The sequence below is a fragment of the Microcoleus sp. MON1_C1 genome, assembly GCF_036701945.1.
GTDB lineage: Bacteria > Cyanobacteriota > Cyanobacteriia > Cyanobacteriales > Microcoleaceae > Microcoleus.
This window is the reverse complement of the sequence record NZ_JAUBRO010000012.1, coordinates 27,000-38,777: the sequence shown is the minus strand read 5'-3', so window position 1 is coordinate 38,777 and position 11,778 is coordinate 27,000. Positions and strand designations below refer to the sequence as shown.

The 11,778-nt window shown below is 44.9% G+C and carries 11 protein-coding genes and 1 tRNA gene; 6 read left to right on the top strand and 6 right to left on the bottom strand.

The window, feature by feature from the left end; genetic code table 11:
* A partial coding sequence (locus QUA62_RS09005) for a calcium-binding protein (protein WP_333403500.1) occupies positions 1-593 on the top strand: 593 nt, incomplete at its 5' end.
* 253 nt (positions 594-846) lie between these two features.
* Entirely contained in the window at positions 847-1,476 is a 630-nt protein-coding gene (locus tag QUA62_RS09000; protein ID WP_333403499.1) for a hypothetical protein, read from the top strand.
* A gap of 234 nt (positions 1,477-1,710) precedes the next feature.
* Here QUA62_RS09000 and ureC read toward each other — a convergent pair whose 3' ends face one another.
* The 5 genes from ureC to QUA62_RS08975 form a co-directional block, all read right to left on the bottom strand.
* Positions 1,711-3,447 carry an urease subunit alpha gene (ureC, locus tag QUA62_RS08995; protein ID WP_333403498.1) on the bottom strand — a complete coding sequence of 579 codons (1,737 nt, stop codon included), beginning with the start codon at positions 3,445-3,447 and terminating at the stop codon, positions 1,711-1,713.
* A gap of 179 nt (positions 3,448-3,626) precedes the next feature.
* Complete coding sequence (locus QUA62_RS08990; protein ID WP_333403497.1) at positions 3,627-4,754, bottom strand: glycosyltransferase family 61 protein; 1,128 nt, start codon at positions 4,752-4,754, stop codon at positions 3,627-3,629.
* A 332-nt stretch (positions 4,755-5,086) separates the two neighbouring features.
* A complete protein-coding gene (locus QUA62_RS08985) occupies positions 5,087-5,404 on the bottom strand; it encodes an urease subunit beta (RefSeq protein ID WP_333403496.1) in 318 nt (105 codons plus the stop codon).
* Between the two features lie 33 nt (positions 5,405-5,437).
* The gene (ureA, locus tag QUA62_RS08980; protein WP_006635319.1) at positions 5,438-5,740 is read right to left on the bottom strand and encodes an urease subunit gamma; all 303 of its coding nucleotides are present in this window, start codon (positions 5,738-5,740) and stop codon (positions 5,438-5,440) included.
* A 162-nt stretch (positions 5,741-5,902) separates the two neighbouring features.
* Positions 5,903-6,778, bottom strand: coding sequence for an urease accessory protein UreD (locus QUA62_RS08975; protein ID WP_333403495.1), 876 nt, complete (start codon positions 6,776-6,778; stop codon positions 5,903-5,905).
* 203 nt (positions 6,779-6,981) lie between these two features.
* On the opposite strand from QUA62_RS08975, the gene fmdA reads away from it, so the two are divergent.
* The 4 genes from fmdA to QUA62_RS08955 all read left to right on the top strand — a co-directional run bounded on the left by fmdA (position 6,982) and on the right by QUA62_RS08955 (position 11,123).
* On the top strand, positions 6,982-8,157 hold the full coding sequence (gene fmdA / locus QUA62_RS08970) for a formamidase (protein ID WP_333403494.1): 1,176 nt from the start codon (positions 6,982-6,984) through the stop codon (positions 8,155-8,157).
* Positions 8,158-8,319: 162 nt separating this feature from the next.
* The gene (locus QUA62_RS08965) at positions 8,320-8,583 is read left to right on the top strand and encodes an FmdB family zinc ribbon protein (protein WP_006635315.1); all 264 of its coding nucleotides are present in this window, start codon (positions 8,320-8,322) and stop codon (positions 8,581-8,583) included.
* Positions 8,584-8,985: 402 nt separating this feature from the next.
* Positions 8,986-9,111, top strand: a complete 126-nt coding sequence (locus QUA62_RS08960) for a hypothetical protein (RefSeq protein WP_333403493.1) — start codon at positions 8,986-8,988, stop codon at positions 9,109-9,111.
* 236 nt (positions 9,112-9,347) lie between these two features.
* Complete coding sequence (locus tag QUA62_RS08955) at positions 9,348-11,123, top strand: ATP-binding protein (protein WP_333403492.1); 1,776 nt, start codon at positions 9,348-9,350, stop codon at positions 11,121-11,123.
* Positions 11,124-11,497: 374 nt separating this feature from the next.
* Here QUA62_RS08955 and QUA62_RS08950 read toward each other — a convergent pair.
* Positions 11,498-11,582: transfer RNA gene (locus QUA62_RS08950), tRNA-Leu, on the bottom strand.
* Between the last annotated feature and the right edge of the window lie 196 nt (positions 11,583-11,778).

The following is an 11,778-nucleotide window of genomic DNA, read 5'->3' as shown; positions in this document are numbered from 1 at the left end:
ACCGCTCCTTTGCCTCCTCCATCTCAGCCGACGGGCGGAGAGTAGCGTTTTCATCTGATGCCACTAACCTCGTGCCGGGGGACACTAACAATAGCGAGGACATCTTTGTTGCTGACTTAACCAACACTCCAGGTGGCATCAATAACTCTCCAAGTGGCATCAACGGCACGAACGGCAACGACAACCTGACCGGCACAAACGGCAGCGATAACATCAACGGTTTTGACGGCGATGACACACTCACCGGTTTGCGAAGCAACGATATCCTTGTCGGGGGTGGCGGCAGCGACAACCTTTCTGGCGGCAAAGGTTTTGACACCCTCAACGGCGGTTTGGGAAACGATAATCTTGTCGGCGGCGCGGGCAACGATGTATTTGTTTTAGGTACGGGATTGGGAATTGATACCATCTCTGATTTCGCTAACGGTCAAGATACAGTGCAATTAATCAACGGCTTGACCTTCGGACAGCTATCAATTTCTGCTGGAACTAACGGCACATTAATTAGAGTAGCCAGCAGCGGTGAAGTTTTAGCTTCTTTGACAGGCGTTGCTCCCAATCTCATCGGCCCTGAAGATTTCGTCTCTGTTTAAGTATCTGTCGATTCTCAATTGCCTGCTGTAGAAACAGAGCACTGCTTTGTCCTTTCACCGAATATCTCACCTTTACTCAAAGAACACGATCCGGACTTACGCACTCCGACAGAGAAACCGGGTTTTTTACCGAATCTGCGGGTCACAACGCAGTATTTTCGTAAAAAACCCGGTTTCTGAACCCCCATGCACAAGCCCTAGCAAAAAATGGTTTGACGCGCAATATACTGTTGTTAGCTTTTAGTTATTAATTATGGCAAATTATAAAACAGTTTTTTTGTTCAATAGTGTAACTTTAGTGCTAGTTGGGATAGTGACGGCGTGTCTGAAGTTATTCGGTTCTTCGGTAAAAGGGTTATTTTTGCCCCCTTGTTCTGCCACGTATCCGGGGGCAGGTTTCTTTTTCTTGGCGTTCCAAATGTTATTTTATTGGTCGGTAATGGTGTGCGCTTTTACCTTTGGATTGCTGAGAATTATCCAACCCGATCGCCCAGAAAATCGATTTATGTTATATTCGGCACTGTTTGCCGGTTGCTTTCTGTTCAATGAAGTTTTTCGCACCCACGTTCATCTGGGACGTGCGGGTTTCCCGAAAGTGACAATTGTCATATTTTACGCCTGGGTGGCAATTGCCTACGGATTAGCTTTTCGGAGACAAATTCGCTCGACTCCCTATGCTTTACTGCTGAGTGGCGTTGGTTTGTTATTTGTTGCCTTTTTTGCAGAAGCCCTGCCGTTAAAAAACGAGATTGTTTCGAGCTTGCTGGAGGGAATACCGAAGCTGTTGAGCGGGATTAATATTGCATTTTATTTTTGGTTTTTGTGTCAGGGTTTGATAGTGCGATCGCTCAATTTTTCTAACAAGACATCACATCCCGAATGAAGTAAGATGAAGATTGGCCGTTGGGTGGGGGCGGGTTTTTGAGATGGTCGGTTTTTGGCAAATTTTGTTGGTAAAACCCGCCCCTACATGATTGTATAATCGGTTAAAAGTGAGATATTGCACCATTTTCAATTAGCCTTTTATGAACAGGCTGTCCGGCCTGTTCCACAATAAAATTTATATTTTGTGGAACAGGCCGGACAGCCTGTTGCTGAAAATGGTGCAAAATATCAGTTAAAACAAAAAGTATCGCTGCGCCATTGGCAAAACTGTTGCGGGTTCGCAAGTTAACAATTCCCCATCCGCCCTGACTTCATAAGTTTCTGGATCGACTTCCATTTGTGGCAAATAATCGTTGAGTTTCATGTCTCTTTTGCTAATTTGTCGCGTGCCGGAAACTGCTACAGTTGGCTTTTGCAAACCGAGCTGTGCGGCAATATCTCGATCGCGCGCAGCCTGCGAAACAAACGTCAGACAAGTCGCCCCAATCGCCCCGCCAAAACTGCCAAACATCGGCCGCATATGCACCGGTTGCGGGGTCGGAATGCTGGCGTTAGCATCTCCCATCTGCCCGTAGGCGATCGCCCCTCCTTTAATTACCAGTTCCGGTTTCACCCCAAAAAAAGCCGGCCGCCACAAACACAAATCCGCCAATTTCCCCTCTTCCACCGAACCGACATACTGACTAATTCCATGAGTAATTGCCGGATTAATTGTATATTTCGCAATGTACCGCTTCACCCGAAAATTATCGTTAATTCCCTCTGTTTCCCCCCCTTGGTAAGGGGGGGTTAGGGGGGGTAAATGTCCCCGCTGTACTTTCATTTTATGAGCAGTTTGCCAAGTCCGAATAATCACCTCTCCCACTCTTCCCATCGCCTGAGAGTCAGAAGAAATCATACTAAACGCACCTAAATCGTGGAGAATATCCTCAGCAGCAATAGTTTCCCTTCTAATTCTCGATTCAGCAAAAGCCACATCTTCAGGAATGCCTCGATCCAAATGATGGCAAACCATCAACATATCTAAATGTTCTTCTAAAGTATTGACAGTGTAAGGGCGAGTCGGGTTAGTTGACGAGGGCAAAACATTAGCTTGTCCGCACACTTTAATAATATCCGGTGCGTGTCCGCCACCCGCACCTTCGGTGTGGTAGGTGTGAATAGCGCGATTTTTGAAAGCGGCAATTGTAGCTTCCACAAATCCCGCTTCATTGAGAGTATCGGTGTGAATTGCAACTTGTACGTCGTACTCGTCAGCTACATTCAAACAAGTGTCGATCGTTGCTGGTGTAGTCCCCCAATCTTCGTGGAGTTTCAAACCCATTGCACCGGCTAATATTTGTTCAATTAATCCTTGCGGTTGACTGCTATTTCCTTTACCTAAAAATCCTAGATTTACGGGGAAAGCGTCAGCAGCTTGCAGCATTCGGTACATATGCCAAGGCCCGGGAGTGCAAGTTGTGGCGTTTGTACCCGTTGCAGGGCCAGTGCCACCGCCGATCATTGTCGTGATTCCGGAGGCGATCGCCACTTCTATTTGTTGCGGGCAAATAAAGTGAATGTGACTGTCAATTCCCCCGGCGGTGAGAATCATTCCTTCACCCGCAATTACTTCAGTACCAGGCCCGATAATAATATCTACCCTATCTTGAATATAAGGATTTCCGGCTTTACCAATTTTGTTAATTTTGCCGTCTTTAATCCCCACATCTGCTTTAACAATTCCCCACCAATCCAATATTAAAGCATTAGTAATTACCGTGTCAACAGCGCCGTCAGCATTAGAAATAGGCGATTGTCCCATGCCGTCGCGAATAACTTTGCCACCGCCAAACTTAACTTCATCCCCGTAGGTTGTGAAGTCTTTTTCAACTTCTATGAATAATTCTGTATCGGCTAACCGGACGCGATCGCCCACAGTCGGCCCGAAGGTTTCCGCGTAAGCGCGGCGATCCATTCTGTAACTCATGCTCGCTCCTAATATTAATAAATTTTTAGTTAGCAGTTGAGACCCACTTGAATTATACTATGAGCCTAGTTCCTCACTCTGAGATTAGTAAAATAAATCCAACATTAGGCAATCTTTAAACGCCCCCTTGTCATCAATTATTCCCAATCGAAAATCGAAAATGCTATGAAGCAGCAAATTTACTCCAGCATTTTCTGGATTTGCCTTTTCAAAATCTCCACATCAACCGTCATATCCATGCCAATGAAACTCCAATCTTCCGCTACATTGTGGTCATCAACCATACGAGAGTACTCTAATCCCAATAGCTGGCAAATGTAATAGAAATATGGCGGAGTGTACCCTCCATAAAAGAATTCCAATACTTTCGTTCCCGGCTGACACCACAGCAAATTTGTAAAACCAGCCCCGTGAGGGCCGACAACCACCGCCGCTTCTGCAAACAGACGAATTTGTTCATCAACAGTGCGCGAGATATCTTCCAAAATTTCAAAATCAAATTCTTTCAAAACCTCTCGCACTTGTACTTCATTTTTAACCTTGCGCCGGCCGCTTCTAGACAGATAAAGTTTTCTATAAGGCTTTACCTTTTCCTTAAGACAGAATTTTTTCCGCAAAAGGTCTATATCGTAAGGACTTGGAAAATACCAGTCTTGATTGTTTCCCACCACCACACTTTCTGCATGATATCCCGTATCTCTAGCCCGAGTGTCGATTAGTGAACTTTCAGGAATACCGAGTTTGGTCATAAAGCCCAACTCAAAATCTGTATGTCGTAAAGGATAACAAATTTTAGCTTCTTGCCAAATTTCCTTACCTAAAGCCTCCTCAATTCGACACAGTTTAGCCAGCACAAAAATGACATAATCATAATAACTACACCACAAATGCGACCAAGGAGCAACTACCAGCGGATAGGTAATTTGGTTAGGTTTGTAAGGCCATTCCAGAATGCCCGCACCGCTAATCCGAAAATCCAAGTCTAAAAGCAACTTGTTATTCAGCAGCGTGTTGCCAGACGTACAAATAGTTAGAGAATTTATTTTTTGATTCAGGGAAATCTTCCAAACATAATCTGGGTCAAAAGACACGGTTTTTTCCGTGGCAAAAAACCGAGAAGGCACTTTTTTTACCGAGGTTAATGCGGGTATATTGATGGGTTGGTGCTGCTTTTTGTAAACGATGCTGTCATCTAACAATTTGATGCTGGTGCGTCGGTCTAACGGGGTTCTCCAGACACGCCTTGATGTTGCCAGCAAGCTCTGCTTCAATGTCTGTTTTATCTGGTCAACTAATTTGGGGTTCATCACGCACTTTGGCTGTATATATTTGCAGTTTTAACAACCACGCTATACCGCAAACTGCCGATTTTAACTCGCTCAAAAGTCGGAGATTGAACTAACAAAAGAAAGGCAGAAGAAACTTATACTGAAGGCAGAGAAAAAGTTTTGAGATGGCTTTGTCACTCTCCAGGCAGAGGGCTGGAAGTGATACCATGTTAGATTGGGGATTGCGGAGGACTTATTACTATCATGGTGTGGATATTTCCTACAGTTGCATTCTTTTTGGAAACTGGCAGAACTTTGAAGTTAAAAAGTTTCAAATTCCAAAATCAACAATCGTGAACGGTCATCTGGCTTCATACTTCAGCATCCAGATGACCGTCCACTTTTCCATTAAAGCCGTAGACTTGACGACTACCAACAAACGGCACTAATTGAACTTCCCTTTCATCTCCCGGTTCAAACCTGACTGCTGTACCTGCGGGGATATCCAACCGCATCCCTTTGGCTTGTTCTCGATTAAATTCTAAGGCTTCGTTAGCTTCGTAAAAGTGATAGTGGGAGCCAACTTGTATGGGTCGATCGCCTTTATTTCCTACCAGCAACCGCACGGTTGGGCGATCGGCATTTAATTCTATTTCGCCTGCTGAAACAATCATTTCTCCTGGAATCATCTTTTCCTCCTATGAGTCCCTGTGGTTAATTTTTTAACGGATCGGATCGTGCACTGTTACCAACTTAGTTCCGTCGGGGAAAGTCGCCTCAACCTGGACTTCATGCACCATTTCTGCTATTCCTTCCATCACATCTTCCCGCGTCAGGAGAGTTGTTCCATAACTCATTAAATCGGCGACGGTAAGGCCATCTCTTGCTCCTTCTAAAATGGCTGCAGAAATGTAGGCTAGTGCTTCTGGATAGTTTAATTTTAAACCTCTTTGTTTCCGGCGCTCTGCTACCAGGGCGGCGGTGAAAATCAGCAGCTTGTCTTTTTCTTGGGGGGTGAGTTGCATTTTTATTCTTGTAAGTGCGATCGCATTATGTGATTATAATATCGTTTACGGTTGTTTCTGAATGATTAAACCGCAAAGGGCGCAGAGGGCGCAGAGGAAGAGAAGAGAGAGATGAATAATCTAGTTAGGAGGGCAACTATACATTGAAACTCAAATATCATCCTATTTTATCCAAACTCTGGGCAAACAGCAAGGGCGTTGTGAAAAAGACAAGCGCAGCAACTGCCAAATGTTGACAAACCAGTCTCTAGCTGCGGTTGTGGATGTACCGCGATATCGGCACAGCAAACCGTTAGGAATACGAGTCACGCCGACGGTGGAATTACCAGGATAAATTGTTGCCTCAGATGGCAAATTTCGCACTTTTTCCACGAACTCTGTGGTGACGGGTTCGCCTACCCAAGCGAGGGTGGCGACTACGGGTTTTCCTCCGAGGCCGTGAGGGCTTTCGAGCATTTTTTCTCCACCTTTGAGCAATTGTCTGTCAATCCATAAAGGGCTGTTTTGTTGCCAGACTTCGGTGTGCGAGATCCATTCTCCAGACAAGAACTTTTCGCCCCTAGCACTGCGTCCAAATCTGGTAATTTCCCACAGTAAAATCCTCGCTGTTGGTGCTAATTCTACCCGCAAATTTTGCCGATATATTGCGCCGTCAAAAACTATTGTTTCCTGTGGTAGCCATTCTAAATTAGCACCGGCTTCTAGTTTGATGTCGATATTTTGTTGTGATTCTAGTCCGCTGCTACGATAGATTTTACTAGCAGCGGCGCTGGTAATCAAGGCTTTGGCGTTGGGTTGGAGGTGAAAATGGCTGGAAAGTCGATCGCCCCCGACAACTCCCCCAGCCGTGTGCAAGATGACGCTGTGGCAAATCTCTTTCCCTTCAGGATAAAACGGACGCTGCACCTTGAGGGGCGCTTGCATTTGATTGTGAATGATTTGAGTTGCACCGCTGCGGTTGGCATACACTAAATTCAGGCGGCCGTGCCATCTATTTTCAACTTGATCTATATGTTGTTTGGTCAAATTTTCAGTCACTAATTTTTTAATTTAAAAACATTCCCAATCAAAAACATACCACGACTGCGGCGCTTCCCTGCAATTAGTTAAATAATGATAATCGTTCTCTGAAATATTTTTGGTTTCTGCACTTATTAGTATAAGAATTTACATTTATCAACCATCAGATCGGCGAAGATGCGCCTACCATGTAAAAATCAGTAACTAGAGGAGTGCATAATATGCCTCAAGTTCTCTTCAAAGTTGATTTGACCAAACCGATGTCAGAACAGGAATTAGTCGGTCACAATCGCTGGCATCCAGATATTCCAGCAGTAGTTTCCGTCAATCCCGGCGATGTATTTCGCATCGAGTGCAAAGACTGGACAGACGGACAAATTAAAAATGACGACAGCCCCGACGACATTCGCGATGTAGACTTAACAGTAGTTCACGTTTTGAGCGGGCCCATTTACGTTAACGGCGCGCAGCCGGGGGATATTTTAGTAGTCGATATTCTCGACATCGGAGCTTTGCAAGGGGACGAATGGGGTTTTACGGGAATTTTTGCTAAAGAAAACGGCGGCGGTTTCTTAACCGAACATTTTCCAACTGCTGCTAAAGCAATTTGGGATTTTCAGGGAATTTATACCGCTTCCCGACACATACCAAAAGTCAGGTTTGCTGGGATTACTCATCCGGGTTTAATCGGCTGCGCTCCTTCTCAGGAATTGTTGAATAAATGGAACAAACGGGAAGCGGAATTAGTAGCAACAAATCCCGATAGAGTGCCACCTTTAGCAGCACTGCCGAACCCCCAAAATGCAGTTTTGGGGTCGCTGCAAGGGGCAGAATTCGAGCGAGTTGCGGCAGAAGCGGCGCGCACAGTTCCTCCCCGGGAACACGGCGGCAATTGCGATATTAAAAACCTGTCGCGGGGTTCGAGAATTTATTTCCCGGTTTATGTCGAAGGCGCGAAACTTTCGATGGGAGATATTCACTTTTCTCAAGGAGACGGTGAGATTTCATTCTGCGGGGCAATTGAAATGTCGGGGTACATCGATCTCCACGTTGATATTATCAAAGGTGGCATGGATAAATACGCGATGGTCAACCCGATTTTCAAACCCGGGCCGGTGGAACCCCGCTATTCTGAGTACCTCGTTTTTGAAGGGATTTCTGTTGATGAATTTACGGGTCAGCAGTATTATCTGGATGCCCACGTTGCTTATCGCCGAGCTTGTTTGAATGCGATCGAATATTTGAAAAAGTTTGGTTTTACCGGAGAACAAGCGTATTTGCTCTTAAGTTGTGCTCCGGTTGAGGGTCGCATCAGCGGCATTGTGGATATTCCCAATGCTTGCTGCACTATTGCTTTACCGACAGAAATTTTCGAGATGGATATTCTGCCATCTTAATTACAGGATTTACGCACAGATTCGCTTTTGTAGGGTGCGCCGAAGCGCACCTTACCTCCACAAATAGTCTAAAAATTGCTTTCTTGCGTAAGTCCTCAATTAGTAGGGCGGGCGCTGCCCGCCGCCTAGTCCTTGCATCCAAAATTACCATCAAAAATTGATATGCCTCTTTACGATTTTAAGTGTGAAACTTGCGGCACTTTTGATAAGTGGCGCCCTCTTGCAGAAGCAGATACACCGGTGCTTTGCCCGAGTTGCGAAACTGTTGCTAAACGCATCTTTTCGCCGCCGATGATTCTAACTGGAAAGCTGCGGTTGAAAGGTCAAGAAAATCGGGAACCGCAGGTAGTTAAGCGTTCTGAGGAACCTAAACCGCAGCGGAATCGCGAACACCGAGGGGGACGACCTTGGATGATCGGTCACTGATCCCGTCCGACACTCAAGCAGGGGTTTGAACCCCTGCCTCAAAGCTGAAGTCCTCTTGCATAGGACGGGAAAATTAGTATTTCAGTCGGTTTCAACTTACTTTTGCTATTAGACAGGGACTTAAGTTTCTGGCGAGGCAAGGAAGTATTTTGTACTTATTTATTGGTCAAGTTAACATCATCATAAACTGCATAATTTAAGTCATATTGAAGCTGCTACAGTATTAAAATAGAAAACGTTTAGGAATGAGAAAGGCGATCGCGCTTCGAGCTTACTACTTCACTGTACCGCACTCAAAAAATGTCCGCAAAGCAGTGGGGAATTACTCAACTTTACAATATTTATTTTGAATAACCAACAAGTCAACTTTATAAACTTCCTGCTAAGCTCGATCGCCAAGTAATGCAAGCTTACGGATTTATTGACAGCGACGATATTTTAGCAAAAGTGCTGGAATTAAACCTAGAAGTGGCAGAAAAAGACAAACGGGGAGAACCGGTAGTTGGGCCTTGTGTCCCAACTGACTAAAAATACTAATCGTTGTTACCATAAATTTTGTAAATTTGGGTATAATCACATAAATTGTTGATAGAGATCACAAACACTCTAGTATAAAAACAGAGATACTAGGGGAAGATTTAAGTTTTGAGTTAAAGATTTCCAAATTCAAAATTAAACACTCAAAACTGCTTTCCGCCTTCAGCATAAGTGCATTCTGCTGTTCTTCGCTCAATTACTCCTAATTTGTTTGGGAGCAACTTCCAATGTTATTATTTACCCATCCTCAGTGCCAAAATAGCAAAGTAGAGCAAGAAACCTCTGCTCAAAAAAAGTTGTTACAGCATTCATGTATTAATTTAACTGGGCTAAAGGGAGGAGGCAACCATTTGCGGATCAGCCAAAAAATTAGCTATGGCTATGCTTTAGCTATCGGCATAGCGATTTTGGGGACTGGTGCGGGAATGAAATTGGGAGACTACTTTCGCAAGCAAGCTTTAGTTGAGGTGAATGTTGCCCAACAGCAGCAGCAAATGCTGCAAAATTTGCAAAATACCGTATTTGAAGCCCGATCGCACGCGGCGAGATTGCCAGTCGTTTTGGGAAACACGGTGTGGCTGAAATACGAACAGGAGCGGTTTTTCGGGCAAATCAATCAGGCGAAAATCCTGATTTCAGAAATTGAATCTTTCGCACGAGAAAATCCCAATACACTAGCAACAGAAGAGGCAGCATTGCAGGCTCACTTGAAGGAATCTGCCCTCGTCATTAATTACTACGGTCAGCTAATTAAATTGCAGTTAAAAGAAGCGGAAGTTTGGAATTTGCAGCCCAACAGCCTCGAATCCGCACAGCTACAAATGTTGAGAACTAGCAGCGGTCAAGAGGCGATCGTACTAGATAACCTTGCTCAAAGTTTAACCGAGCTAATTTCTACAGTAGAAACTCACAAACAGCAAGGAATCAAAGCATTAGAACAAGCTGAAAATTTGCGAAACCGAATTATTCTCGGGAGTATGCTAATTTCAGCACTCATCGCCGTCGCGCTGGCGGACAAAACCAGCCGCGCGATCGCCCAACCCCTCGAAACCGTTACTAATGTGGCTCAGCAAGTCGCTCGCGAATCGAATTTTAACCTGCAAGTACCAGTCACAACAAACGACGAAATCGGAGTTTTAGCGATCTCTTTCAATCAATTGATTCAGCGAGTTAGCGAGTATACAAAAGAACTCAAACAAACTCAAGCCCAATTAATTCAGACCGAAAAAATGTCATCTCTCGGTCAAATGGTTGCAGGGATAGCCCACGAAATCAACAATCCCGTCAACTTCATCGGCGGCAACATTGACTATGCCAACCAATACATCGAAGATTTGGCAGGTTTGGTAACTCTCTATCAAGAATATTATCCAAACCCACCAGATGCCATTCTAGAGCGCATCGAAGACATTGAACTCGAATTTCTCAGAGAAGATTTGCCAAAAACCCTCTCTTCGATGAAAATGGGAGCCGATCGCATTCGCGAAATTGTCGTATCCATGCGGAATTTTTCGCGATCGGACGACGGAAAAATGAGATCGGCCGACATTCACGAAGGAATTGATAGCACCCTCGTAATTCTCAATCACCGGCTCAAACAAGGTATTCAAGTTATTAAACAATACGGTAAGTTGCCTGCGCTTGAGTGCTATCCCGCGCAACTGAATCAAGTATTTATGAATATTATTAGTAATGCAATAGATGCGCTGGAGGAGGTGAAAAAGGAAGACAAAGGCTATTCGCCAACGATTTGGGTTAGCACGGAAATTACAGCCGACAATACTGTCACCGTCAAGATTCGGGATAACGGGCCCGGAATTGCAGCAGCCTGTGCCCAACAGATATTTGACCCATTTTTTACTACAAAGTCGATCGGCAAAGGTACTGGATTAGGATTGGCTATTTCCTATCAAATCCTTGCCAAGCATCAAGGCAAAATTGAGGTAAATTCTCAAATAGGACAGGGCACGGAATTTGTGATTACTTTGCCAGTTGCTGCGTAATATCACGCGGGGCGGGATGAAGATAAAAAATCGGTTCCCACCGTCGCCCCATTTCCAAAACCAGCCGACTTGCTCAACCAATTGAAGGCCCGACGTAAAAAGTCCGGGGCGAAGTTGGCAGATATAGAGGCGGTTTGAGAAATACTAGAAAACCATTAGCGCGAAAATGGAGCGAAAAACACAACGATTGGTGACAATAAATCTGAAACCGTTGAATCATATTGTTTTCGGTTGCACCGGAATGATACCGAGGACACGGCACTGCCCTGTCCTCTATATCATGTCGCTCGTCCAACCGGAAACGATATCAACACTCAACAGTCAACAATCATTCCGGTGGCACCAGAATTGATATCACAAATGATGGAAATGGATGGGGGCGGAGGGACTTGAACCCACACGACCGTTTCGGGTCAACGGATTTTAAGTCCGTAGCGTCTACCATTCCGCCACGCCCCCCTTTGGTCAAGCTGCTGTGGTTTTGAGCCATTAACAGCAACAGCCTTTTATTCTACAGCCAAAACCCCAATTTACGCAACCCCTAATCAAAAAATTTCCAAAAGTCGCGCTGGATCTCCCCAAGCGGTACAATAGTTAACCAGCTAACGGAGCGTGTCAACTGACTTACCCGTGTTATTATTCCCATAAAGCAAAT

Coding starts and splice junctions, on each gene's coding strand:
- QUA62_RS08965 (WP_006635315.1), top strand. CDS start 8,320: ATGCCTCTTTACGATTTTAAGTGTGAAACTTGCGGCACTTTTGATAAG.
- QUA62_RS08985 (WP_333403496.1), bottom strand. CDS start 5,404: ATGATTCCAGGAGAAATGATTGTTTCAGCAGGCGAAATAGAATTAAAT.
- QUA62_RS09000 (WP_333403499.1), top strand. CDS start 847: ATGGCAAATTATAAAACAGTTTTTTTGTTCAATAGTGTAACTTTAGTG.
- ureC (WP_333403498.1), bottom strand. CDS start 3,447: ATGAGTTACAGAATGGATCGCCGCGCTTACGCGGAAACCTTCGGGCCG.
- QUA62_RS08960 (WP_333403493.1), top strand. CDS start 8,986: ATGCAAGCTTACGGATTTATTGACAGCGACGATATTTTAGCAAAAGTG.
- QUA62_RS08955 (WP_333403492.1), top strand. CDS start 9,348: ATGTTATTATTTACCCATCCTCAGTGCCAAAATAGCAAAGTAGAGCAA.
- QUA62_RS08990 (WP_333403497.1), bottom strand. CDS start 4,754: ATGAACCCCAAATTAGTTGACCAGATAAAACAGACATTGAAGCAGAGC.
- fmdA (WP_333403494.1), top strand. CDS start 6,982: ATGCCTCAAGTTCTCTTCAAAGTTGATTTGACCAAACCGATGTCAGAA.
- ureA (WP_006635319.1), bottom strand. CDS start 5,740: ATGCAACTCACCCCCCAAGAAAAAGACAAGCTGCTGATTTTCACCGCC.